The organism is Echinicola strongylocentroti (assembly GCF_003260975.1).
GTDB lineage: Bacteria > Bacteroidota > Bacteroidia > Cytophagales > Cyclobacteriaceae > Echinicola > Echinicola strongylocentroti.
In genome coordinates, this window is sequence record NZ_CP030041.1 from 3,309,557 (window position 1) to 3,335,184 (window position 25,628).

Genomic DNA, 25,628 nt, shown 5'->3' on the forward strand with positions numbered 1-25,628 from the left:
TTTTTTGATTGTGTGATATTAATCCTTATTTCCGATTTTAAAGCTGTTGATGTACGTGATCGGGTCTTTGCCGTCGTAGCTTGTCCCATCGATAAACTCATCCGTGGCAGGCTTGTACCCGTCTGTTGCTGGAATATCCTCCGCATCCAAGTTGCCTTCTGCAACGAGCATATCGGCCGCTTTTTCCCAGATGTCTGGCCGGTAAATGTCCTTGATGGTTTCGTGGTACCACTCTTCCGGTTTGCTTTCAGGAATCTGTCCCCATCGGCGCATCTGAGTGAGAAACCAAATGCCATCTGAGTAAAATGGATAAGTGGCGTGGTAGCGAAAGAAGACATTAAAATCAGGCATGGAGCGCTTATCACCCTTTTCGAATTCGAATGTGCCTGTCATGGAATTGGCGATGACTACGGAGTCTGCCCCCACGTACTCAGTCCTGGAGAGGATTCCAACGGCCTCTGGGCGATTACCGGGAGTATCCAGCCATTTTCCTGCGCGGATCAGTGCTTTGGTGACAGCGATGGCGGTATTGGGGTTTTCGTCCACAAACTTTTTGGACATCACGAAGACCTTTTCGGGATTGTTTTTCCACACATCATAATTAGTGGTCACGGGTACACCGATGCCTTTGAAAACGGCCTGCTGGTTCCAAGGCTCACCTACACAATAGCCATAGATGGTGCCTGCTTCCAGCGTAGCGGGCATTTGCGGTGGAGGCGTCACGGAGAGCAGCACGTCGGCATCCACTTGGCCTTGGATATTGTCTGCTGTATAATAGCCTGGGTTGATTCCCGCCGCAGCCAGCCAATAGCGGATTTCATAGTTGTGCGTGGAAACGGGAAAGACCATTCCCATTTTAAAAGCCCTTCCGCTGTTTTTGTATTGCTGGATCACTGGTGCCAAGGCATCAGCTTTGATAGGATGTTGGGGGCGTCCTTCGGCGTCTTTGGGAATGTTTGGCTTCATGTCTGCCCATACTTCATTGGAAACGGTGATGCCGTTCCCATTGAGGTCCATGGAAAAAGGCGTCACCAGTTCAGCCTGTCGGCCAAATCCTGCTCCTGCCGCGATAGGCTGCCCGGCAAGCATATGGGAGCCGTCCAGTTGACCGTCGATGACCCGATCGAGAACATTTTTCCAGTTGGACTGTGCTTCTATGGTTACGTATAGTCCTTCGTCTTCGAAGAAGCCCATTTCTTTGGCGATAGCCAGTGGAGCCATATCCGTCAGCTTAATAAACCCGAAGGTCAACTGTGGTTTTTCGATGGCAAGTTGGTTGCTATTGGAAGAGTTTTCTTCTGCTTTATCGGTGGATTCGGCGCTATTACCGCCTCCGCAGCTGGCCAGAGTGCCTGACAAAATGGGCACAAGAATACTGGCCACAATCCATTTTGATTGTAGAAATTTCATAATGTTGCTATTTTTTTAGGTTAACTTATTTGGATGAGGTGAAGAGTGTTGGTTTGAAGGTGATCATGGTCCAGGCCCAGTTTTGGATGTGGGTACGGTCACCACCACGGATGGACTCCATGGTGTCAGTGGCAAACATCTGGGAATAGCCGATATTCCAGGTGACAGCTTCGGCCAGCTTGATGCCATAGACCAAGTCAATTTCAGTGCCCATGGCCTTGGAGAGTTCTTCGCCTGTGCCATCATATTGGCTGGATCCGGTGAAGAATTGGTGTATATGTCCTTGGAGGCTACCTTTGCCGATCTTCCATTTCGTCTTGAGGTAGATATCATTAACGCCTACAGCGCCATTGGCCGAACCAACGAAGAAATAGTCCATAAAGCCGTTAAAGGCGTGGTTGGTTCCGAAGTCTGGGCTGAAAGCGGTGTTTTTCCCGTCTGTGAGGTTACCGTCACCGGAGATGTATTCTACACCGATGGTAAGGGGCGTGACGGCAGTAGGGATGGTGGCATTGACACCGGCAAGGAAGGCGCTGACATCATTGGTTCCTTGTTTTCCGGATTGGTAATAAAAGTCACCAGCGACGGCCACATTGCCAAGGTTTATATTAGGGATAAAACCAAAGGTTTGTTTATTGGAAACGGTGCTGTCTGCATTTTGATAGCCGGCATTGTGTGCGAGTAGCGAAAACCCACCTGTGTCAAAGTCTTTGTGAAACCACGCATATTGCATGGTTTTGTAATTGCCGGATACGCTATAAAAATTGGCACCATCACCTTGGAGGAAACCAGGCTCGGGCACGTCGTCATCTTGGTTATAGGCAAGTCCTACGTGCAGTTGGGTGCTTTTTTCCTCACTTTCGTAGACGAACAAAAGCGCATCATGCCTTCTGCCTTGCTGTGCCCATTCCAGTCCACCAAGGAAGCGCTGGTTATCATAAGAGAGGATCTGGCGGCCTACTTTTACCGAAAATTCAGGATTGAAGAAGTATTGGCCCCAAGCTTCACTGAGGAAAGTATTGCCGGGTTCTTCCTTGAAGACCTGGGTGGTCTCTCCCCAGATCCGTACATCTTGAAAAGCCAGTTTGAAAACAAAGTCGCTGTTGGTATAGTCCAAGTACAGCCTTGACCGCTGCTCTGTAAAGAAAGCGGGATCTTTGCTATCATCTGTGAGTGTCTTGAAGCCATTGCGAAATTCAGATCTGGGTCGTACCTCAGCAGAAATGCGGACTTGTGCAAATGTCTTGGAGATCAAGAGTCCACACATCAATGCGGTTAGGAGATAAATCTTTTTCATTGGATTGTTTTGTGGTGGTATATTATAAATAAGTATTATTACGTATTACTTATGCAAACATAAGCTACGTATGACAGAGGTTCTATGCGTTAATGCAGTAGAGCGCCCCTTTTTTACCATAAAAAAACCTGCGTTTTGGCAGGTATTCATTCAAAAAAGCATCAGGAACAATAATAAAGCGATTTAGCTATCAATAAAATAATTGTGCTCGGAAATCTCTTTTCTAAGTAATTCTACGTTTTTTATGCCCAAATTTTTTCCTGATGCCTGAATTAGTCCTTCTTTTTTTAGTGAAGAAATAATGCGAATAACCTGTTCATCGGTGGTTCCTGCGAAATCAGCAATCTCCTTTCTGGATAATTTCACATCAAAAAAGCCATCTTTTTGGCCAAACTTTCTATTAATATACAAAAAAGCATCGATAACTTTCTCACGAACAGTCATTTGAGCAAATTTTTTCACTTTAGTTTCACTTCTGCTAAGCTCATCGGCATAAAAAGTCATCAGATCATAGGTCAAGGAAGGCAGTTGCTGGAGCATGGCTTTCATGGTGTCAGTAGAAAAATTGCAAAGCGTGGAATCCTCCAAGGCGGTGGCAGAGATGTGATAGGCTTGTCCTGCTCCGAATCCACGGTGACCGATAATGTCACCATCCTTGGTCAGCCGGACAATTTGCTCTTTGCCATTAAGGCCTGTTTTGGCCACTTTCACCTTCCCTTGGTTGATAAAATACAGCCCATGGATCGGCGCTCCTTCTATGATAAAATTTTGTCCTTTCTTACAAACAAGGGTGTTTTTTTGACATAGGAATTCAGCCATTTCTTGGAGATGACAGTTTTTCTTGATGATACAAGAAGTATTGGTACAGGTGAAGCAATTTGCTGTGTTCGTTTCCATACTTATAAACTATTATACGTAAATATACTTAAAAATAGCAACATAAATTAAGTAGTGGTTAAAAAGTTGGAAAAGCAGGGATTTTGATTTGTTCGCTTCATAAAAATGTACAAATTTTGTGTTCGGACTAAGCTACTTTGTTGGAAATAATTCGCTATATTCTACCAAAATAGGTCTGTAAATGGCAAAATAATCACCTGAAAATGAAAGCGTACGAGATCAATATTCGACAAGCTAAGATGGATGATATGATGAAGGTGCAGCACCTTTATGTAGAAACCATCCAAAGCTCCTGTAAAAATGACTATTCAGAGGAGCAAATAGCTGCTTGGATTTCTTCAGTAATCAATGAGGAACGGTGGAGACAAGCACTAGCCAGTGAATACTTCCTAGTGGCCGAAGATGAAACTAAAATTGTGGGTTTTGGTGCGCTAAAGGATGATAACTATATTGATTTCATGTATGTTCAGCACGAATATCAGCGAATTGGCCTAGCTGAACGGCTGCTAAAAGCATTAGAAAACAAGGCAAAGGAAAACGATGCTGAGCTAATTATAGCCGATGCCAGCAAAACAGCCGTGCCCTTTTTTGAAAAAATGGGCTTCCATATGGTGCAAGAAAACACCAAAGTGGTCAATGGATTGGAACTCACCAATTATCGGGTAGAAAAGGGCTTTCTTAAATAAAAATTTTTGAATATACGCTTTCTTGTCAGTAGATTTTATTTCTCACGGGATGCGCAGAACACCCAGCATGAAAAACGCCTTTTCTGAGATCTCCGTGGTTTCTGTGAGGATCTGTTTCAGTGGTCACTGGCATCATTGCGGATACACAATTTCTCCAATGCATAAACCGGGTTTATCCAAATGGAACAAATAAGACATTTTTTTGAAGCACAAGTACCGTTAAGTGATGCAGATTGGAATATATTCCGTGAGCGGCTTACGTCCAGGGTTTTTACAGCCAAGTCCTGTGTACTTTCCCTTGGTCAAGTGGAAAACCACCTGTCCTTCATTGAAAGAGGTATGGTTAGGTATTTTGTGCCTGGTGATGAGCACGAGATGACATTTGGTTTTTCTTTTGAAGGAGAATTTATGAGTGCTTACGATTCGTTCTTGACCAAGATGCCGAGTGGTTATTCGATCGAAACTTTAGGGGAAACAAAACTTTGGAGGATTAGTTATGAAGGGTTGCAGGAGGTATATAGGCTTTCTGATGCTGGCGAAAGAATAGGCAGATGTGCAGCAGAGGGATTATTTTTGAAAAAGGCAAAGCGGGAATTGGCCTTACTGCAACAGACTGCCGAAGAGCGATACCTTGATCTGTTTGTTGACCGACCTGAACTGTTCCAACAAATTCCCCTAAAATACTTGGCCAGCTATATAGGCGTCACTCCACAGGCATTGAGCAGGATCAGAAAGCGCATTGTCCAGCGTAGAGTACTTTGACGCTAATCCCAAGATATCGGAAAAATAGTGTAAAATAGCTGACTTATTGGACCATCACATGATGGGCACATAAACCGGGATTATTTATTGGTGGGCACGTGTTCCATCAGGTAATTGGTCAATAAGGTATAAAGGTGCTTTCTGGTATTCATGCCTTCATAGATGCCGTGGGATCGGTTGGGATATGCCATCATGTCAAATTGTTTATTGTGACGAATCAGTTCATCCACCAACAGTTCTTGGCTTTGATAATGGACATTATCGTCATTGGTGCCATGGACGAGCAGGAGGTTGCCTTTTAGGTTTTTGGCATGTGAAATCGGAGACCCTTCGATAAAATCGGCTACATTTTCCTGAGGAAGCCCCATATAGCGCTCTTGGTAGATATTGTCATATATCAGCTGTAAGGAAACTCCCGCTACAGCCATACCCGTGTGATAGATATCAGGGTACTTGAAAAGCAGGTTTTGGGTCATGGAGCCACCACCGCTCCATCCCCAGACAGCTACCCTGTCTTGATCCACAAAAGGAAATTGCTTGAATACCTCTTTGGCGGCCAAGGCTTGGTCTCGGGCATTGATCCTACCGACCTGGCGGTAGATGCTTTTTCGCCATTCGCTTCCCTTGAGACATGGCGTACCGCGGTTATCCATGTCGATGATGATATAGCCTTTTTGGGCAAGCATGATATTCCACAACCCCACAAAGTTGTCAGTGGCCACTGCGCCCCAGGGTTCACCATAGACATGAAAAAGTACCGGGTATCGCTTGCTTGGGTCAAAATCCACTGGTTTGATCATTCGGCCGTCGATAGGGACACCTTCTTCCGTATCTACTTGGAAGAACAGTATTTCGGGCAACTTCAAATCGGCCAATTGCTGTTTATACCTGTTGTTTTCTACCAAAGACCGGAGGGTTTTATGATTGGGTAGACTTACGAGGTTATAAGTGCTGGGCGCTAGCGCTTCGTCATGTTGCTGAATGGCATACTGACCATTGGGTGAGCAGTTATAAATATTGATACCATTATTGGCTCCTTCGGGTGTAATCCGCTGTATTTCCCCATTTCCGTTTAGGCTGGCGCTGTAAAGGTAGCGCTGTGCGGTGTTTGTGGGAGAGGCGTGGAAGTAGATGCTGCTATCCGTGACACCAGCAATCGAGGCAACGTCAAATTCAGTAGGGGTCAGTAGGGTTTTATCACCCGATGCGATGGACACTTTATATGCATGTCGCCAACCATCACTTTCGGCAAGACGTAGAAAGGCGGTATTGTTGTCTACCAGTTTTAGGTCGTTTTCTTCCCAACCACCTGCAGATACATCTGGATAGTAAATGTCTACCCATGTTTCTTCCGTTTCTTTATATACGGCTTTTATCGTCTCTGTTCTGATGTTGTAGGTCCAGACGGTGAGCTGGTTTTGATGACGGTTTAGCTGTTGGATGAGCAGTGTTTCGCTATTTACCCATTGCATTCCCGGAAGGTAATGCTGTACACTGGATCCGGGCAGGGGTACCCAATGGATTTTGTTATTATTTAGGTCACTCACACCGATCTTTACAGAAGAAGGATCTTGCCCTACTTTAGGATATTGCAGGGGAAGAGGTTTGGAATAAATGGAGTCGATATTATCAATCATATAAAAAGTACCCACTCCAGAGATGTCAAAATTCCAGAAGGCCAAATGCTCCCCGGAGGGGCTCCATCGGAAACCGTCCCTTGCACCAAATTCCTCTTCATAAGCCCAGTCGAAGGTACCATTTATGCTATTCTCATTGTTGCGGTCTGTAAGTTGCTGTATCTCTCCAGTGACAATATCCTCCACAAATAAATTAAAATCATGCACATAGGCCACTTTGCTATTGTCTTCGGAGAACTTGGCAAACATCAAGGAGGAAGAAGGAAAGCTGCTGCCAAGCTGCGATAGCTCATTGGTTTTTAAATCCAATACCCAGTAATCTCCTTTTGTGTTGGCTCGCCAGACCCTAGAGCTATTGGTGAAGATAAGGAGCTTGGTCCTGTCTGGAGAAAATAAAAAACGCTCCACACCGATACTGGCTGTTTTGCCGGCAGGTACCAGCTGCTCTCCAGTGACCAAAAGGCTTTTTGCTCCCGAGTCCGTTTGATATTTGGCTATTACAGGCTTTCCATCTTGTGTATTTTCTACCACTGCATAGGCATGGCCATTTTCTACCCATTCGTAGCTACTCATTCCTTCTTGACTAAATTCCCCGGAATAGATCCGGTCGATGTCAAGGGTAGCATTTTGCGCAAAACTCACTTGACCAAACAGGAAGATTGCACAACAATAGGTGATATAGGTTAACTTTTTCATAATAGTATTTTCGTTCATTAACCTGAAACTCAACCCAAGTTCAGTGCTAAAAATAATCATTATCACATAAGTTCTCCTTTGATTGCTGGCTTGAATCTCTTTTGGTCAATGCTGTGTTAGGAATGGTTAATATTGTAGAAAAATTGGATTGGAAGCCACTGGTCTTGTTTTAACCCGGATTATGTGTTAGGAATCGTAGTGAGAGCTGAAATTGCAAGAAAATCAGTTAGTTTGGAGGCATTAGCGTACCACCGCTACGGTTATGCCGAAAACTAAAGTGAAACGGCTGATTTTGAAGCAGTTTAAGGTAGCAACACCTGTGCGCCGTGGCGTAGATAGGCTAATGCATATTCCGGGTTTAATACAGCATTTTCACTTTCACACCACCATAGAAATTGCGATCGGCAGCGGGTTGGTAGTAGCGCCCACCGAAGGCGTTGAGATCATTCCCGAGACTGTATCGCTGGTCCAGTAGGTTATCGGTACCTCCATAAATTTCCATTTGCCAAGTGCTGCCGAAATTTTTTCGCCAGCCTAGACGTGCATTCATCAGGTGATAGGGATCTTGGTAGATGGCATTGTCATCTGTAAGTGGGATTTCGTCTACCCATTGATAAGTAAGGTTTAAGTATAATCCTGTTCTGGAAGTGAGGTCTAAGCGGTTGACGAGATTATTTTGAGGTACTCCGGTCAGTGCATTTCCCGAGAAGTCTTCCCCGTCATTTATATAGTCCTTAAATCTAAAATGATGGAAGGAATAAGCATGGCCCATTTTCAGTTGCTGGATCCATCCTGCTGGGTTGCTTAGGAGGATATAGTCGAGCTGTGCTTCAAGTCCTTTTTGGTCTGTTGCGCCGGCATTACGGAAGAGGACGACCCCTTGCGGATTGGTGTAGGTAGTGATGGTCTCATCCAATTTGAAAAAGAAGGCACTGGCGTCCAATTGTACATTTCCGTTCAGGAATTCTGCTCTATAACCGACTTCGTAGTTCGTTCCTTTTTCGGCTTCCAAGTCGAGGTTGATGCTGCCTTCATTGGTGCGTACCTCGTCGATGGTAGGAGGAGAAAAACCAGAGCTGATACTACCATAAACGGACGAATAATCTGTGAGCTGGGCCGAAAGCCCAATCCTCGGAACGATTACAGGATCAAAATTCCGCTCGGCAGCATAAGGATCTCCAGCACTGGCATCTACCGTCCTGTTGATATCATAACGGGAAAAGTTCTCGCTGAGGCCCAAGGTCATCAATAAGTCATTTGTCCAGTTGATTTCGATCTGCTGAAACAGGAATCCTTGTGTGGTGATCAGGTCATCCGCAAAACGAATGGTGTCGGCCCTTCCTTCTCTATTGCCAAAGTTCTGAGCGCTGGTATTGGCAAACTGGTATTCACCACCAAAGAGTAATCTCACGGGAAACTTCCCCCATCGGTCATTTAGCTGGAATTTGGTCCTGGCACCGTATCCATACTGGGTTTCCCTTTTATAATCCAAATTGAAAGGGTTTTCAAAATCAGTTGTTTGGAGGTATACAGCGGTGTGGTTGCTCCATTTTTTGTTAAACCTGTAGTCATGAACCAGTGTACCATAGAGGCTTTCTTGGTTTATAGAGGCATTTTGCTCAGCAGATCCAGGACGTGCTTGACGTGGATTTGCGTTCATTTGTTCTTCAGTCAGTCCTCCAGGGATTTCGTAAAACAAGTCCGAATAAAGGAGTTGGGTAGTGATGCGTTGTTTGTCAGAAGGCTCAAATCTTCCTTGGAGTTGGAATACCCCTCTATCCAAAGCACTGTGATCACGATAGCCGTCCGATTGTTGTTTGACATAGCTAGCAGAAAGGCTGCCATTTTCTATCATTTGATCCACAGCCACCCGGTACTTGAGCAAGCCGTAGCTGCCTCCTGATACCGATGTCTCGGCTTTGTTTTGGTTGATTTTTCCCGGGGTGAAGGAGATGACACCGCCATTACCTGCGCCGTAAATACTTCCTGCGGGACCTTTGATGATTTCGGCACCCTCGATATTAGAAAGGTCCAATATATTGAGTGCAGTCGTGCCATCAGGAGCGGTAAAGGGAATGCCATCCCAGTAGATTTTGACATTACGAACGCCGAAGGGAGCCCTAAGCGAACTCCCCCTGATGGATACTCTATAGCTTCCTGGGGCTCGCTCCTCAAAGCGGATGCCCGACTTGGTGTTGAAGGCATTGACAATAGAAGTCTCGTTGAAACGGTAGAGGGCTTCTTGGTCTATCTTACTGACGGCGGCGGCCTGTTCCATTAAGTACCTTTCGGACTCAAAAGAAGAGATGACCACTTCAGAAAGCTGATTGGCTTTTTTGGTAAGGCGAATGTCAGTAGGGGTATTGGGAGCGATGGTTTTTCTTGTGGCCTCATAAGCAATGTGTGTAAACAAGGCCTTGGTATGAGCAGATAGCTCCAAAGATACCTGTCCATTATCATCAGTAAGGTACCTGTCGCCATTATCCATTGTGATGACTACTGAGGGGATCGCCTCTCCGCTTTCATCATCGATAACAGTAAGGGAGGTTTGCGCCATTGCCACTGGAGCCAGGCCGAGGAGCAAAATAAATGTCAGGCTGTAAAGTGAAAGTTTCATAGATTAAAATTAACGAGATTCTCAGGAAATGAAATAAGGATAATTGATCTATTTATGTTTAACCCGGATTATGCGTTAGGAATCGTAGTGAGAGCTGAAATTGCAAGAAAATCAGTTAGTTTGGAGGCATTAGCGTAGCACCGCTACGGTTATGCCGAAAACTAAAGTGAAACGGCTGATTTTGAAGCAGTTTCAGGTCGCAACACCTGTGCGCCGTGGCGTAGATAGGCTAATGCATATTCCGGGTTTAAGTGATTAGAACCTTTTTATGGATAATTACACCAACGGTCATAGGGATGTTAAACCCAAATTCCCAGATATCGAAAAAATTTACGAAAAACAGCTAACGTGTCAGACAGCCACATTAGACACATAGGACACAATAGGAAAAATTCCGTAATCAATTTAGCCGAGGCAAGGCCTTGGAGAAGGTAAATAAGGTATTACCCAATGAGCTGGACGGAGTGAGTGTTTCATCGTAAATGGAATCCGTATGCTGCGAGCCTAGCTGATGGACATATCATTTCACTTAAGGGCTAATTCTCCAATATTCCAGCATAGGAACCTTCACACTTTAATGATAATGTTCTTCTTCCACAAAATATAGGCAGGGACAAAGAGAATTATCATCATCAATATAGCGCCACCTAGGGAAGCATTTTTTGGTGTTAACCAACCGTTAAAGAGGACTTCTTGGAGAAAGAACTTCAAGGTGACAGCTTCTCCAGCAAGATTGACCTTGATAAGGCCGAAGAGTTTGGCAATGATCCCGGATAGGAAAAATACGGTGATCGCATTCATGCCATAAATAACAAACGGCAAGGACCATTTTTTCCAGCCTTTGACATCCAAGATCCAGTAGCATGCAGCCAGGACCAAGAAAGCCCATCCAGCAGTATAAAGGACAAAGGAGCTTGTCCAAAGTGCCTTGTTCATTGGAAAGGCCATTGACCATACCCCACCACCGAGGAGTAATCCTATTCCGACAAGGCTCCACTTGGTCAATCGGTCCTTATGGGAGGTGTATCCGGTAAGGATTTTGCCACAAGCCACGCCAAGAAGGCAGGTAACGATGGCAGGTAGTGTGGAAAACAACCCTTCAGGATCCCAGGTTTTAGTTTGTGACCACATGTGTCCCGCGAGTAATTGTTGGTCAATCCATGCCGCTAGATTAGTGCCTGGATCCAAATTGGCAGGCCCAATCCCTGGGACAGGAATCAGCGTCATGCACAACCAATATCCCATTAAGATGCTACCGGCAGAAATCACCAATGCCCTTCGGGACAGATACAGGTACATCACGGTGCTGATGAAATATACTATACCGATTCGCTGCAACACACCTGGAAAGCGAAGGTTGGCAAGATCAAAATAGGGAAAGGCAGTTAATAGCAATCCAAGGCCAATTAGCTTCAGTGACCTGATAAGGGACTTTTTCATCAATTCTCTCTTTGGCCTTCCTTTCCGCACCTGTCCTCCCAAGGAAAGCTCGATAGCCACTCCGACGATAAACAGGAAAAAGGGAAAAATCAAATCCGTGGGTGTGCAGCCATGCCATTTGGCATGTAGCAATGGTGCATATACGTGTGACCATGAGCCGGGATTGTTTACCAAGATCATGGCAAATATGGTAATGCCTCGGAATACATCTAGAGAAAGGATACGTTGATTGGGCATAAAAAAACGATTAGTGGTTAACCAATCGTCAATATATTAATTTAAGATTTATTAATTATTAAAAATTTTAATTAATCTCTAGTTCCAGTTCAATGAGACAATCCAAGATGAGCTGTACCACATCGTAGTAAAAGTCCTGATTGACTTTATCAAAAGTGTCTGTGTCCTGATGGTAGTCGGGATGGTCTTCCACACCAAAATATAGAAAAGGAATACCTTTGGCATGAAAGGGGGCATGGTCCGAGGCTTTGGTCCAGTCATCATGACCAGAACCTGGGATATCATGGCCAAATTTAAGCGAGACATCAGTGCCTTTTGCCACTTCTTCCAAAGTAGGTTTTAGCGTGGGGTAGTGATAAGTTCCCGAGACATAGATTTCGTTCTTATCACTTCTGCTGATCATATCCATATTGACATTGAGAATGATCTGCTCTGTAGGAAAGGGAAAATCCCTGACAAGGGCTTTGGCTCCCTGAAGCCCCATCTCTTCTGCATCCAAAGCAGCAAAGATCATGGAATGTTGTGGGGGATTTTCGGAAAAATAGGCAGCCAAGGTCAATAACGCAGCAGTCCCTGATGCATTATCATCGGCACCATTATAGATTTTGCCTTCCCTTACGCCCAAATGGTCATAATGGGCAGTGACAACGATGATTTTTTCCGTTTCTGTACCAGGAATGAACCCAACGATATTGGCAGCATTTTCTATTTTCTTTTCTTTGCCAAAACTAAAATACTGGGTAAATTCATCATATTGGCTGGTCATGCCGAGTGCTTTAAAGCGGCTTCTGATCAGTTCGCGGGCTTTCATGCTGCCTTCCGACAGGGGCGCTCTGCCTTGAAGTGCGTCTGAGGCGAGAAACTGAAAATCCTCCATCAACTGTGAGCGGTCTACTTGCTGGCCAGAAACACATAACGGGCTGAGGATAAAGAACATTAAAACGATGATTTTTGGCATTCTCATGGGATTCTGCATTAGAAGGGGTAAAGTATATCGGCGAAAATACTAATTTAGTCTTTTGGTAAGGTCAATTGCGGCCACCAAAGGTTTTTATAAACTTACATCTGTTGACAAATATGCTCAAAAAATCAAGGATTCGTTTCATGAAACCCGTCATTTTGAAGGGGTTTTACGTGAAAGTGCTTCCGTTACTATTTTTATCTGTAATGATGTCAATTCAAATTTTCTGCCAAACTCAGCTACCGGAGCACTTTTTGGATGGAAAAGCCGTCATACTTATTTCCAATGCTCCCGATGCCCGTCCTATCATGCAGTGGAAGGCCATCGCACGGGAAGTTCACCCCGCATTGGTCGAAGCAGGAGGAGATCCCGTGGCATATTATGAGTTGGAAGAATTGATCCTTTCCGAGGAAATCCAGCGTGCTTACGCCACTATTTTCAGCCAGCGTTTGATAAGAAACATCCTTATCCTTACGCGTAAGAGCAATGGTGACTTTTACATAAATATCCTGGAATATTCAGGCAATGAAAGTATCGTTTCGGCAGGTTCTTCATGGACAATGGAAGCTAATGACATCCAAATTCTCAAAGAGCGGGTGGTGGCCGCTGGAAAAGGAATGCGCAGTAAAAACCTGATGGCATTGGACGTCCCCACATTTTTACCTCCACTGGTGGGCGGAGCTGAAGGTGCCAGCACGGCTCCAGCCAATAATAACGCCATATCTGGGCGATTTGTGGCCGAGAACCCATTGAACTTGGATATCTTTAAGCTAGGCATCCCCCTGTCTGGAGCTAGTGGGGAAAATGCCTTGCTGACACGGTATCGCTACGACCTCTATGGAAAATCCAACGACGAAGTGCTTGCTGCCCAAAAAGCAGAAAAGGCCAATTTGGAACGGATTTTTGATCAGTATTACGAGCATCAAACGGTTTTTCTTACGGAAATCCGTTCGGACAAGCAATTGATAAGCGATCGTATCCAGTTTGTATTGACGCGTGTGGAGGGAAGAGAGGCCGACCTGATGGAAAGCATGGGCCTCGACCCAGCAAGTCTTGAAAATACTGACAGGATCGTGGTCAAATACTACATTAAGTTTTTGGTGAGAAATGAACTCTATATAGGTCCCAAGTGGGATGCAGATCCCAATGGTCAAACGGCCCTCATCAATTTCCTTAAAAACCTGAAAATCGAACCTTAGACATAGCCAAGGGCCAAGGGAATAAAAATAGCACAGTGCCTGTAGACTGAGTTTGTCCGTAAAATCTAAGCGGTGGGCAGGATGATTATTTGAAATACTGATTAATGGCTTGAACGGCAGTGGTGATCCGTGTGTTCAAGTCTCCTGAGATTTTGACCACGGGCACGCCAATGGAGCGTGTTAATTGCTCGTACCAATCGTAAAAAAACTGCCTCATTTCAGGGTCTGGGTGCTCCCTTTGGGGGTCATCTTCCCAAGGTATATCGATGTCCGTAAGCAGGTAAAGGTCATATTCCCTATGTGCTATCTGCTCCGTTATCCAAGAGGACGTTTTATGGTATTTGTACTCGGACCACACTTGGATGACATGCAAGTCAGTATCACAAAAAAGAAATTTCTCGGCCTCTTTTGCCTTGCTTTCCTCCAAGTGGAGTTGTCCTTTGGCAATCTCCAACAGGTCTTCATAGCGATATTCCCTATCAAGTTGCTCAATGTATTCACGTGCAAATTCTTCTATCCACGGTTCCTTAAAGTGAGCAGCAAGTGCTGAAGTGAGGGTGCTTTTGCCTGTTGATTCTGGTCCGATTATGACTATTTTTTTAAGCTGATCGGGCATGTTTTTTTTCTGATTTTATCCAAGCTATCAAACCAAGAACAGCCAAAATAGTAAAAAACAGGAACTGGAAAGAGGTCAAAATTAGTCCTTTGTAAAAATACAACGGAACAGAAACCAAGTCGGTAATGATCCAAGCTATCCAGTTTTCCACTTTCTTTTTGGCCATTAGGTACATCCCCACAAAGGCGGAAGAGGTAGTAAACGAATCCCAATAGGGAACGTCACTATCTGTATAAGTGGACAGCACGAAGTATAAAACGCCATAAGTCGCTACAAGTAAGGCAATCGCATAAATCCACCCTTTCCATTTTAGCCAAGTGACAGGAAGAATTGATTTGCCGGGTCTTGGATGTGTCCAGACATACCAGCCATAGATGGACATCGAAAAAAAGTAGGCATTAATGCCCATATCCGCATAGAGCTTTACCTCTAGGCAGATCCATACATAGATCAAGGTACTGATGATCCCAGTGGGATATACCAGGATATTCTCCCTCATGGAGAAAAACACACTGGCGATACCAAACACTACCGCAAGAGCTTCCAGCCAGGTCATGTGCTGGAGACCTTCCATAAAGCCGTTGATGATCCATTGACAATCCATGCCCCGAAATAACGGCAAAAAATGCTGAAAAGGAAGAATGGCAGTAGGAATGTTGTAACCCGGATTCTAAGACGTTGAGAAAATAACGTAAAGTGGCTAACTTATTAACCTCAGTTCGATTATAAAACCGTCACTGCGAGGCTTAGAGGGAGGTCTGAGCGGGTGGAAGCCGTGGCAGTCTCAGTATTTCGGGATTGCCACACCCTTTTCCAACCCACATCCTCCAAAAAAGGGTTCGCAATGACGCTTTTTATACTAAAATTAAGTCGAGCTCAGGTTATTAGACAGCCACATTAGACACATAGGGCACAATAGGGAAAATGCGGTAATTAATTTACCCGAGGCACGTCCTTGGGAATGTCTCCAAAAAAGATTTTCCTTAAGCAGATAGAAAGCCTAGTTAAACACTCCCATCTAGCCATACCAAATTCCACGATATAGAAGCCTTCCGGAGTTAGATGGAATATGCATTAGGCTATCTATTGCGGTCTATAATGATTCCTAATGAATAAACCGGGTTAAATTCAAAAAGGCTGTTGATAGGTTAAAAAAAAGGCCACCCAGTTTTGGGTAGCCTCTTTGCCATAATATCTTATTTTGTTATCCCTTCAAGCTGTAGTTGGGAGCTTCTCTGGTGACGTTAATATCGTGTGGATGGGATTCATGGACACCAGCTGCGGTGATTTTTACGAATTTGCCATTTTCTTGTAGATCCTCAATTGTTTGGGTGCCACAGTACCCCATACCTGCCTGAAGTCCGCCGACCAATTGGTAAAGTACTTCAGAAACCAAGCCTTTAAACGCCACACGACCGACGATGCCTTCAGGCACCAATTTTTTAATATTGTCTTCTGCATCTTGGAAATAACGGTCCTTGGAGCCGGATTCCATCGCTTCGAGAGAGCCCATGCCGCGGTAGGTTTTGAACTTTCGTCCTTGGTAGATGATCATTTCACCTGGTGCTTCTTCTGTGCCAGCAAGCAAAGAACCGATCATGATGGAGCTAGCTCCTGCAGCTACGGCTTTTACCAGGTCACCAGAATAACGGATCCCACCATCAGCAATGACAGGGACGCCTGAGCCTTTAAGGGCCTTAGCACATTCAAAGACCGCTGAGAGCTGCGGAAGTCCTACGCCGGCAATTACCCTGGTGGTACAGATACTTCCTGGCCCTACCCCTACCTTGACTGCATCAGCACCGGCTTCGGATAATGCGAGCGCTGCTTCAGGAGTGGCAATGTTTCCTACGATTACTTCTAGGTCAGGGAAGGTTTCTTTGATTTTTTTACAGGTTTCGATGACACCTTTGGAGTGGCCGTGGGCAGTATCTATAGAAACGACGTCTACCCCCGCTTCTTTGAGGGCCTGTACCCGCTGGACGATGTCGGCTGTTACACCTACAGCAGCCCCCACTCTTAGTCTGCCATATTCATCTTTACATGCATTGGGCTTGTCCTTTCTCTTCAGAATATCCTTGTAGGTAATCAGTCCTGTCAGCCTGTATTCCTCATCTACGATTGGGAGTTTTTCGATTTTGTGTTCTTGGAGGATTTCTTCGGCCTGTTCCAGCGTGATTCCTGCTTTGGCAGTGATCAGGTTGTTGACGGTCATGATTTCCCTAACAGGTCGTTGTTGGTCCTTGATGAACCGGAGATCCCTATTGGTGATAATACCTTTAAGGGTTCGTTCCTTATCCACCACTGGGATACCGCCGATATGGTATTCCCTCATGATGGTTTCGGCATCTTTTACTTTGGCATCGATCTGCAGGGTGATAGGATCCAGGATCATCCCACTTTGTGAACGCTTTACCTTACGGACCTGTGCAGCCTGTTGGTCGATCGTCATGTTCTTGTGGATAAAACCAAGACCACCTTCCAGGGCAATGGCAATGGCCAGCTCTGCTTCGGTGACGGTATCCATAGCTGCAGAAACCAAAGGGATGTTCAGCCGGATTTTCTTAGTAAGTTGAGTGGATGTGTTGGTGTCACGTGGCAATACTTCTGAGTATGCAGGCACCAGAAGCACGTCATCATAAGTAAGTGCTTCAAAGAGGAATTTATCGGTGTTTAGATTCATGGCAAACTTGGTTAAGGAACCCTATTTGCCCGTCAAAGATACAAACAAATTTGAATGCCAATCAACGATTGTAAAAAAATAATTTAAAATTTATCGTAAATTTTATCCATTAGTGGAAGATTCTTTGGAAATGTTATTTTGCGATGATGTTTCAAAAAGCCAAGGTGCAAAAGGATCATTGGCAAGTGGTATAAAATGCTTTCAGGAGATTGGTTGGAGCGGAAAAAAACTAATATGAATTACTTTTCACGCCTAAATATTACCCTACTAAATAATACCATCCTATCAATGTCCCAAAAGAAATCGGGATACCAATTCCCACCAGCAAGGAAGCCAGCTTAGGGTTAAGGTTGTTGTTGATTGCGATGATGGAGCCAGTGATCATCGGAGCCATGGCCGTTTCCATCACGCTGACTTTATAGAGGATATTATCGGGGCTCAAGACCAATCGGTAGGCAAAGAAAATCAATACTGGAATAACTAGCAGCTTATAGCCCAATCCGTACCAAAGATGGATGGAAGAAAGGGTGGATGAATTGATCTTTACCTGCAGTCCCACACCTATAAGGGCAATGGGTGTGAGGGTAGCAGCAAAAGCTTCCAGTATTTCCTGGGGCATGCCTGACAGCTGCACATGAAAGATGTTCATGCCTATCGCAATCAGGAAGAAGATGAATGGCGGAAAAGTAAGTATTTTTTTTGTGACATCCCGTTTACGTTTTTTGCCCTGTCCATAAATGGACGCTACGATGATGGCGATACTGCTGACGATAATAAAGGAACCCGCTTGATCCACCAAAAGGGCGATTTTCAGCCCTTCTGATCCATAAAGTGCTTCAATGATGGGAAAGCCTATAAACGAGGTATTGGCCAGACCGGGGACGATGATGAGGCATCCTGTGGTGGCCTTGCTCCATCCTAATTTCTTGCCCAATGTACCAAACACCACCCATGATAGCCCAAAACTGATCCAAGCTGTCAGCACGGGAAGTAGCAAACCGAGGGAAAGTTGCGTCTCGGGAATATGGAGTAAGGCCAATGCTGGCAAAACGATGTAAATAAGATACGTATTGAGTGCTTTTGGTGCGTCATCAGGCATCTCCTTTACCTTTTGCAATAAGACTCCAATGATCAGACAGAGAATGACAAGGACAAGGTTGGTCATAAAGTTAGGTGGTTGAACCCAGAATATGCATTAGCCTATCTACGCCACGACGCACTGGTATTGCGACCTGATCCGACTATAGGGCGGATGAAATCAGCCGCTTTGCTTTAGTTTTCGATTCTATCTGGCAGCTAGACAGGATTACTGTAGCGGTGCTACACCTACACCTCCAAACCAGCTGATGTTATGGCAGCTTCGGCTCATCCAGATACCTGTCGGGAAAGGCTATAACGGTTCTTAATGCATAAATCGGGTTAAATTAACAGTAATGTAATGTGTTGTTAATCAATATTTTAATTTTATATAGTTTCTTTATTGAAAGAAAATCTAATGCTATGACAAAACTTGTACCTATTTTGATCGATAACAAGCGGATCGTCCAACTTTCACAGTTGACCATCGATCAGGCCAATGATCTGAGGAGTTTTTTGCCAGGATCCAGCATCAAGCAAATAACCTATCAAGGAATGGAACTAAAGGATTGCATCGATTTCGATACGTACGAATACTGGTGCCAAACCAATCACGTACAAAATGGCTCCCCTTCCACTATCTGGGATTTTTGAGATTAGCGTATTCCAAAGTTGTTTCTTTTCTCTTTAAAATAAGCTTCCAGTTGGGGGTAAACATTGCTTTTTACTTCTGGAATTCCGGAAAGTGTGAGGTTCATGTCTCCCTTACTGGCATGCCCCACCACTTCCAAGGTCTCTATCAGAAATATAAATTCCTGAAGGCTTAAGGGGGCACTGGACTTTTCGGGCTTTACCTTGAAGTCATTCCCATAAAAATCTACCACTTCATAATAGATCTTACCGTCTAGCGGAGCCGCATAAATGCTGATTTCCTCCCCCCATTGGCTCTCGGGATAAGCCAGCTTGGCCAGAAGTGCAGATGGTCCTGTACCGTCAAAGTAACTTTCGGGCGCAAAATCAAAATCAATCATGTTTCAAAAGTAATCGTTATGGGTGGGAAACCATTCATGGAAGAATGGAATATTTGATATTCATTCTTCTTTTAGGTGATTCCGTTTTACCTCAACAAAAAAGCCGACCAATTGGCCGGCTAATTTACTGTTTCACTCTTAACCTATTTAGGCGGTTACGCCATATAGTTCTTTTAGTTTTTCTACTGTATAATCAATTTCTTCGTGTGTATTAAAACGACTGAAAGAGAACCTGACGGCGTCCCTGTCAGATGGTGCATTAAGTGCTTGCAAAACATGTGAGCCGACAGTGGCTCCACTACTACAGGCCGAACCTCCAGAGGCAGAAATACCGTGAAGGTCGAGATTGAACAACAGCATCCCACTGTTTTCTTCAGATGGGGGAAGACTGACATTCAGTACGGTATAGAGGCTTTTGTCAAGGTCTTCCGAAAGCCCATTAAACTGCACCCCAGGAATACCTTCTTTAAGTTGGTCGATAAATCTTTTCTTTAGACGTTGGACGTGTAGCTGGTGTTCTTCCATTTCTTCATAAGCCAGCTCCAATGCTTTGGCGATGCCTACGATGCCATAGACATTTTCAGTACCGCCCCTCATGCTCCTTTCTTGGGCTCCTCCATATATGAACGGACGGATCTTGTTTTTCTTGTTCAAATAGAGAAATCCTGATCCTTTAGGCCCATGGAATTTGTGCCCTCCCGCTACGATGGCATCAATGGGAAGTGATTTCAGGTCATGGACGTAATGGCCCATGGTCTGTATCGTGTCCGAATGGAAAAAGACATCGTGTTCCTTACATAGCTGGCCAATGGTATTGATATCGTTGATATTTCCGATTTCGTTATTGGCATGCATAATGGAGACGAGTGAGTTGGGGTGTGTCTGGATCCACTCAGCAAGGTGCCCCATGTCAATCTGGCCTTTGCCATTAACTTGGGCATAATCCAGCTTGATATGTCCTCGTTTTTCACATTCTTGGAGTGTGTGGAGGACAGCATGATGCTCCATCGGGGAGGTGAGCGCATTTTTGATACCGTATGTCTCTATGGCGCCTACCAAGGCTGTATTGTCTGCTTCTGTCCCTCCAGAAGTAAAGAAGATTTCTCCTGGGGAAGCGTTGAGCAATGCGGCGACCTTTTTCCGGGATCGCTCAATGGCCGTACGCACTTCTCTCCCATGGGAATGGACAGAAGAAGGGTTGCCATAGTGGCCCTTCATGTAAGGCAGCATCGCTTCCAGCACTTTGTCGTCCAAAGCGGTGGTGGCTGCATTATCTAAATAAACTTTCATTTCTCTGTAATACTTGGGTACTGTTTTTTATTTCGGTTTATACCTTCAACCCGGAATATGCATTAGCCTATCTATTGCGGTATGAACCTACTTCAAAATCAGTCGCTTCGCTGCTGTTTTCGATTTCACCATCCGCCGCGGCGGATGCCTCAATCTCCAAACAGCCTGATTTTCTTGTAGTTTCAAACCTTCCCGATAGCTATCGGGACAGGCGATCACGATTCCTAATGCATAAACCGGGTTCAAAGTCCAGGTGTAGGCCAGACCGTATACCACCAAAGTACTTTGGTGGTAACCTATGTTGAATAACTGGAAATAGTTATTTTACTTATTTGCGGATATAACCTCCTTGATGTCGAGGATCAGCTTGTTGGCCAAGTGCTCAGCAGTGGCTTGGGTCTCCGACTCAGAATAGATCCTAATGATGGGCTCTGTGTTGGACTTTCGTAGGTGAACCCACTCTTTGTCAAATTCTATTTTGATCCCATCTATATCATTGATGGGCTGTTTGCTATACTTACGGCTTATCTCATCCAAGATTGCATCAACATCAATATCAGGAGTGAGCTCAATTTTGTTTTTGGAAATATAGTAATTTGGGTAGCTGGCCCTTAGGCGGCTGGCTGTTTTGCCAAATTTGGCCAAGTGGGTCAGAAAGAGTCCTATGCCCACCAGCGCATCCCTGCCATAATGTGACTCGGGATAGATGACACCGCCATTGCCTTCGCCGCCGATGACGGCGTTGGTTTCTTTCATTTTGTTGACCACATTTACCTCCCCTACCGCTGCGGCATTGTAGGTGCCTTGGTGCTTTTCCGTAACGTCCCTGAGGGCTCTTGTGGAGCTGAGGTTGGAGACGGTATTGCCAGCAGTCTGCGACAGGACATAGTCCGCCACTGCCACCAATGTATACTCCTCCCCGAAGGTAGATCCGTCTTCTGTAAGGAATGCCAATCGATCCACATCTGGATCTACGACTATGCCCAGATCAAACTTCCCATTTTTAAGTTTGCTAGAAATATCCCTTAGGTTTTCAGGTAACGGTTCTGGATTATGGGGGAAATGACCATTTGGCTCACAATACATTTCTTCCACCTGATTGACACCAAGGGCTTTCAGGAGTTTGGGCAGTGCGATTCCTCCGGTGGAGTTGACACAATCAATGACCACACTGAAGTTACGGGATGCGATAGCGTCCTTGTCTACAAGGGAAAGGCCAAGTACATGGTCAATATGCCTGTCGATATAGTCATGCACCAAAGTATATTCACCCAGCTGTTTTACCCCCGCAAAGTCGAAGTCCTCTTTTTCGGCCTTTTCCAACACCTCTTTTCCATCTTGGTCCGAGATAAACTCACCTTTGTCATTGAGGAGTTTCAAGGCATTCCACTGGATGGGATTATGACTGGCGGTGAGGATGATGCCTCCTCCCGCTTTTTCGAGCGGTACGGCAAATTCCACCGTAGGAGTAGTGCTCAGCCCCAAATCGATCACATGGATGCCCAGCCCTTGAAGTGTAGCCGTAACCAGTCGGGATACCATGTCTCCAGAGATGCGCGCATCTCTGCCGATAATGATCCTGGGGTTGTTGGTTTTTTCTAAGATCCACGCTCCGTAAGCTGAGGTAAATTTTACAATGTCAACAGGAGTCAGTCCTTCTCCTGTCCTTCCTCCGATAGTTCCACGAATACCGGAAATAGACTTAATTAATGCCACTTTGATAGCGTTTAGTTAAACTATAAGAAAAAAACCCGTCTGCCTCGGCTAACAGGAGTTTATGTCATGGTGATTATTTGAATTTTGCCATTACCTTGTTGACTTCCGAATCGGGGTTGCCACATGATTCACTTTCGTCCATGGTTTTTCCACAGTAGCTACAAGTGCCGCCGCCGTCTTTGTTCAGGTAAGGGTTTTGTGATGCGCATGTTCCTTTAAACTGCCCGTTTTTGAGGAAAATAAGCCTCACGGACATTAAAATGAAAAACAATGCGAGAAATCCCAAAGTCAAATATAGAGTTGCCATATCCAATTAATTTGCTCAAATTTACGTAATACTTTGAAAACGTCCACACAATCCAAATAGTTTCCCAAATCATATGTCCAAAATCTCCTCCCGAAAACAACAACTAGAAGCTTTTGATCGGCTGTTGACCATTATGGATGAGCTGAGGGAGCAATGTCCTTGGGATCGTAAGCAGACCATCGAAAGCTTACGCCATCTGACCATAGAAGAGACTTTTGAGCTTTCAGATGCCATTCTTGACGGTGATTTGGAAGAAGTAAAAAAAGAACTTGGGGACATTTTGCTGCACATCGTGTTTTATGCAAAAATAGGTTCAGAAAAGGAAGTTTTTGATATCAGCACGGTCATCGATAGTCTCTGCGAAAAACTGATCCGCCGCCATCCCCACATTTATGGAGATACCGAGGCAAAGGACGACGAAGCCGTCAAACAAAACTGGGAAAAGATCAAGCTGCAAGAAAAAGGCAACAAAAGTGTCCTTGGGGGAGTGCCAAGGTCTTTACCGGCATTGATCAAAGCCATGCGAATCCAGGAGAAAGCCCGTGGTGTAGGGTTTGACTGGGAAGAGAAAGATCAGGTCTGGGAAAAAGTGGAGGAAGAAATGCAGGAATTCAAAGCGGAATTTGATGTGACAGGATCAGGTCCCATCGACGCAGAAAATGCTAGTGGGGAATTTGGAGACCTGTTGTTTTCATTGATCAATTATGCCAGGTTTATGGAGATCAATCCAGAAGAGGCGTTGGAAAAGACCAACAGGAAATTCATGTACAGGTTCCAGTATTTGGAAGAAGCAGCCAAAAAAGCGGGTAAGAAATTGGCAGATATGAGCCTTGCTGAGATGGATGTTTACTGGAATGAAGCTAAAAATCAATAAATTATCCAATTTATCATCCATTCTTTAAGCTTGGGTGACAATAAATATTTACTTTTGGATTGGATTAACCGCAACAAGCCAAATAACCTTAAATGTCTCCGAATAAATTGATTATCAACTTCGTTCCGTTTTGGCAAAAGATATCATAACCCGATTTTTAATCTGGCGGCTTAAGCATATAAGTACTAAGAACTTTGTTCTGATTCTTAGTGGTGTCATTGGCATCCTTACGGGACTGGCTTCCGTAGTGCTCAAAGTTTCTGTCCATTCCATTCAGCATTGGCTTATTGAAGGGTTTCAGATAGAGTACGCCAACTTCTTTTTTATACTTTACCCATTGATCGGTATTTTCCTCACTTATGTCGTGGGCAAATACGTCGTCAACGATTATGGTGGCCATGGCATACCCGAGATTCTCTATAATATATCCAAAAAGAAAAGCTTGATCCCACGGGTCAAGATGTACAGCCGAGTAGTAACCTCCTGCCTTACCGTAGGAATGGGGGGATCTGTGGGGCTGGAGGCTCCCATCGTGGTGACAGGCTCAGCGATCGGATCCAACTCCGGCTTGCTGATGCACTTGAATGCCAAAAAAAGAAACATCCTAATTGGCTGTGGTGCTGCTGGTGGTATTTCTGCGATTTTTGGCTCGCCAATAGGTGGGGTAATCTTTGCCATAGAAGTCATCCTGATGGAAGTAAATACCGCATCGTTTATTCCTCTGCTGATCGCTTCAGTATTGGGATCGTTGACCACGATGGTGCTTATTGGCAATGACCCCATATTTTCCTTTGATCTTTCTGGAGAATTTATCGCTGCCCACACACCCTACTATTTGGTCCTTGGGGTGATTACCGGTTTGGTGTCGGTTTATTTTATCAAGTCTGTACTGAAGACCGAAAACCTATTGGAGAGGCAATCCAACCCTTGGCTGAAAATCCTCATAGGAGGTGCCGCCTTGGGCTTGATCATTTTCTTTTTTCCTCCGATATATGGTGAAGGCTATAGCACCTTGAATTCTCTCATTTTGGGAGACCCTGCTGTATTGCTAAACCGAAGCCCCTTTTTCTCTGAGATCAATAATACCTACTTTATTCTGTTTTACCTCCTCCTGATTATTTTTGCCAAGCCTATTGCGGCGGCATTGACCATTGGGAGTGGTGGGAGTGGTGGGATATTTGCGCCATCCCTCTATGTGGGGGGGATCACAGGCTTCCTTTTTGCTTTTGCCAATAATTTTTTCGGAATCTATATTCCTATTCCAGTGGCCCATTTTACCTTGGTAGCCATGTGTGGAGTGATGAGTGGCGTGCAACATGCACCACTTTCAGCCATATTCTTGATTGCTGAGGTTACTGGCGGCTATGAGCTTTTTGTCCCATTGATGTTGGTATCGGCGATTTCACTGGCTACAACCAACTATTTCGACAAGAACTCCCTTTATAAAAACCAATTGCTGGAGCAAGGAAAGCATATTCCTGAAACCAAGGATGAGGAAGTGCTTGGCTTGATAGACATACGTAGGATCATGGAAAAGGACTTGCTGCCCATTCACCCAGATGCATTGCTGAAGGACCTATGTGGGTTAGTAAAGCTCTCCAACAGAAATATTTTTCCAGTAGTCGATGAAAAAGGCGAACTGAATGGAATTATCACGCTAGATGATATACGTGACATCATGTTTGACCGTGAGAAGCAGAGTGAAGTCCAGATCCGGGAACTGATGCACAGTCCACCGGATACCATCCAGCCATCAGAAAGCATGCGGGAAGTGATGGACAAGTTTGAGCTTTCTGGAGCTTGGAATCTGCCAGTGGTAGATAATGGTAGGTACTTGGGCTTTATAAGCAAATCCCGTATTTTCAATGCCTACCGAACCAGACTTATCAGGCAGCAGAGGGAGTAGCTTAAAATTTTATTTTGTTTTATAGTTTATCCACGTTTACCCACATAGACCTAAATAGTAAAAAATTCATTTACAGCGTTTTATCCACAAATCAGGATTGTTCTCAATCCATATAATTTACTGATTATCAGATACATATACAACCACTGCGCTACAGTGTGGATAAGTGTTGATATTTGTGGATAAATTTAGGGGTCTTTTTTTGGAGCCTTTTTCTGTAAGTATAGCGGCTTTTTTTGTTTCAATAAGTGTTTGTTTCACCTCTCAATTTAGGGTGGAATTGATCAAG

General features: G+C 44.7%; 21 protein-coding genes. 6 read left to right on the top strand and 15 right to left on the bottom strand.

Annotated features, from left to right (window positions below):
- Positions 1 to 18: 18 nt before the first annotated feature.
- From DN752_RS12870 to DN752_RS12880, 3 genes are all read right to left on the bottom strand, one after another.
- Positions 19 to 1,410 carry a CmpA/NrtA family ABC transporter substrate-binding protein gene (locus DN752_RS12870; protein ID WP_112784324.1) on the bottom strand — a complete coding sequence of 464 codons (1,392 nt, stop codon included), beginning with the start codon at positions 1,408 to 1,410 and terminating at the stop codon, positions 19 to 21.
- Positions 1,411 to 1,435: 25 nt separating this feature from the next.
- The gene (locus DN752_RS12875) at positions 1,436 to 2,707 is read right to left on the bottom strand and encodes an alginate export family protein (protein ID WP_112784325.1); all 1,272 of its coding nucleotides are present in this window, start codon (positions 2,705 to 2,707) and stop codon (positions 1,436 to 1,438) included.
- A 183-nt stretch (positions 2,708 to 2,890) separates the two neighbouring features.
- Positions 2,891 to 3,604, bottom strand: a complete 714-nt coding sequence (locus DN752_RS12880) for a Crp/Fnr family transcriptional regulator (RefSeq protein ID WP_112784326.1) — start codon at positions 3,602 to 3,604, stop codon at positions 2,891 to 2,893.
- 203 nt (positions 3,605 to 3,807) lie between these two features.
- Between DN752_RS12880 and DN752_RS12885 the strand changes: the two genes are divergently transcribed.
- Together DN752_RS12885 and DN752_RS12890 are read left to right on the top strand one after the other, a co-directional pair.
- Positions 3,808 to 4,290: a GNAT family N-acetyltransferase gene (locus DN752_RS12885; RefSeq protein WP_112784327.1), complete on the top strand. Its 483-nt coding sequence runs from the start codon at positions 3,808 to 3,810 to the stop codon at positions 4,288 to 4,290.
- Between the two features lie 180 nt (positions 4,291 to 4,470).
- Complete coding sequence (locus DN752_RS12890) at positions 4,471 to 5,052, top strand: Crp/Fnr family transcriptional regulator (RefSeq protein WP_112784328.1); 582 nt, start codon at positions 4,471 to 4,473, stop codon at positions 5,050 to 5,052.
- An 80-nt stretch (positions 5,053 to 5,132) separates the two neighbouring features.
- Here DN752_RS12890 and DN752_RS12895 read toward each other — a convergent pair whose 3' ends face one another.
- From DN752_RS12895 to DN752_RS12910, 4 genes are all read right to left on the bottom strand, one after another.
- Complete coding sequence (locus DN752_RS12895; RefSeq protein WP_112786535.1) at positions 5,133 to 7,385, bottom strand: S9 family peptidase; 2,253 nt, start codon at positions 7,383 to 7,385, stop codon at positions 5,133 to 5,135.
- A 358-nt stretch (positions 7,386 to 7,743) separates the two neighbouring features.
- Positions 7,744 to 10,002 carry a TonB-dependent receptor family protein gene (locus DN752_RS12900; protein WP_112784329.1) on the bottom strand — a complete coding sequence of 753 codons (2,259 nt, stop codon included), beginning with the start codon at positions 10,000 to 10,002 and terminating at the stop codon, positions 7,744 to 7,746.
- 567 nt (positions 10,003 to 10,569) lie between these two features.
- A complete protein-coding gene (locus tag DN752_RS12905; RefSeq protein ID WP_112784330.1) occupies positions 10,570 to 11,679 on the bottom strand; it encodes an acyltransferase family protein in 1,110 nt (369 codons plus the stop codon).
- A gap of 67 nt (positions 11,680 to 11,746) precedes the next feature.
- Positions 11,747 to 12,655, bottom strand: a complete 909-nt coding sequence (locus DN752_RS12910; RefSeq protein ID WP_245949207.1) for a M28 family peptidase — start codon at positions 12,653 to 12,655, stop codon at positions 11,747 to 11,749.
- Positions 12,656 to 12,846: 191 nt separating this feature from the next.
- Between DN752_RS12910 and DN752_RS12915 the strand changes: the two genes are divergently transcribed.
- Positions 12,847 to 13,839 carry an NTPase gene (locus DN752_RS12915; protein ID WP_245949209.1) on the top strand — a complete coding sequence of 331 codons (993 nt, stop codon included), beginning with the start codon at positions 12,847 to 12,849 and terminating at the stop codon, positions 13,837 to 13,839.
- An 85-nt stretch (positions 13,840 to 13,924) separates the two neighbouring features.
- On the opposite strand, the gene DN752_RS12920 is transcribed toward DN752_RS12915, so the two are convergent.
- From DN752_RS12920 to DN752_RS12935, 4 genes are all read right to left on the bottom strand, one after another.
- A complete protein-coding gene (locus DN752_RS12920) occupies positions 13,925 to 14,455 on the bottom strand; it encodes an AAA family ATPase (protein ID WP_112784331.1) in 531 nt (176 codons plus the stop codon).
- Positions 14,439 to 15,059 (bottom strand): nicotinamide riboside transporter PnuC, encoded by a 621-nt coding sequence (pnuC, locus tag DN752_RS12925; RefSeq protein ID WP_112784332.1) that lies wholly within the window; start codon positions 15,057 to 15,059, stop codon positions 14,439 to 14,441. Before pnuC ends, DN752_RS12920 begins: the two co-directional genes overlap by 17 nt.
- A 600-nt stretch (positions 15,060 to 15,659) precedes the next feature.
- Positions 15,660 to 17,138: an IMP dehydrogenase gene (guaB, locus tag DN752_RS12930; RefSeq protein ID WP_112784333.1), complete on the bottom strand. Its 1,479-nt coding sequence runs from the start codon at positions 17,136 to 17,138 to the stop codon at positions 15,660 to 15,662.
- A 259-nt stretch (positions 17,139 to 17,397) separates the two neighbouring features.
- The gene (locus DN752_RS12935) at positions 17,398 to 18,303 is read right to left on the bottom strand and encodes an AEC family transporter (protein WP_112784334.1); all 906 of its coding nucleotides are present in this window, start codon (positions 18,301 to 18,303) and stop codon (positions 17,398 to 17,400) included.
- A gap of 335 nt (positions 18,304 to 18,638) precedes the next feature.
- On the opposite strand from DN752_RS12935, the gene DN752_RS12940 reads away from it, so the two are divergent.
- Positions 18,639 to 18,869: a hypothetical protein gene (locus tag DN752_RS12940; RefSeq protein ID WP_112784335.1), complete on the top strand. Its 231-nt coding sequence runs from the start codon at positions 18,639 to 18,641 to the stop codon at positions 18,867 to 18,869.
- A gap of 2 nt (positions 18,870 to 18,871) precedes the next feature.
- Here the strand turns inward: DN752_RS12940 and DN752_RS12945 are convergent, their stop codons facing one another.
- The 4 genes from DN752_RS12945 to DN752_RS12960 all read right to left on the bottom strand — a co-directional run bounded on the left by DN752_RS12945 (position 18,872) and on the right by DN752_RS12960 (position 22,559).
- Positions 18,872 to 19,246 (bottom strand): UDP-glucuronosyltransferase, encoded by a 375-nt coding sequence (locus tag DN752_RS12945; RefSeq protein WP_112784336.1) that lies wholly within the window; start codon positions 19,244 to 19,246, stop codon positions 18,872 to 18,874.
- A gap of 147 nt (positions 19,247 to 19,393) precedes the next feature.
- Positions 19,394 to 20,536, bottom strand: coding sequence for a cysteine desulfurase family protein (locus tag DN752_RS12950; protein WP_112784337.1), 1,143 nt, complete (start codon positions 20,534 to 20,536; stop codon positions 19,394 to 19,396).
- Positions 20,537 to 20,860: 324 nt separating this feature from the next.
- Positions 20,861 to 22,252 (bottom strand): phosphoglucosamine mutase, encoded by a 1,392-nt coding sequence (gene glmM / locus DN752_RS12955; RefSeq protein WP_112784338.1) that lies wholly within the window; start codon positions 22,250 to 22,252, stop codon positions 20,861 to 20,863.
- 73 nt (positions 22,253 to 22,325) lie between these two features.
- Positions 22,326 to 22,559, bottom strand: coding sequence for a hypothetical protein (locus DN752_RS12960; protein ID WP_112784339.1), 234 nt, complete (start codon positions 22,557 to 22,559; stop codon positions 22,326 to 22,328).
- A 73-nt stretch (positions 22,560 to 22,632) separates the two neighbouring features.
- Between DN752_RS12960 and mazG the strand changes: the two genes are divergently transcribed.
- Together mazG and DN752_RS12970 are read left to right on the top strand one after the other, a co-directional pair.
- Positions 22,633 to 23,433, top strand: coding sequence for a nucleoside triphosphate pyrophosphohydrolase (gene mazG, locus DN752_RS12965; RefSeq protein WP_112784340.1), 801 nt, complete (start codon positions 22,633 to 22,635; stop codon positions 23,431 to 23,433).
- Between the two features lie 130 nt (positions 23,434 to 23,563).
- Positions 23,564 to 25,339 carry a chloride channel protein gene (locus DN752_RS12970; protein ID WP_112784341.1) on the top strand — a complete coding sequence of 592 codons (1,776 nt, stop codon included), beginning with the start codon at positions 23,564 to 23,566 and terminating at the stop codon, positions 25,337 to 25,339.
- The last annotated feature ends 289 nt before the right edge of the window (positions 25,340 to 25,628 follow it).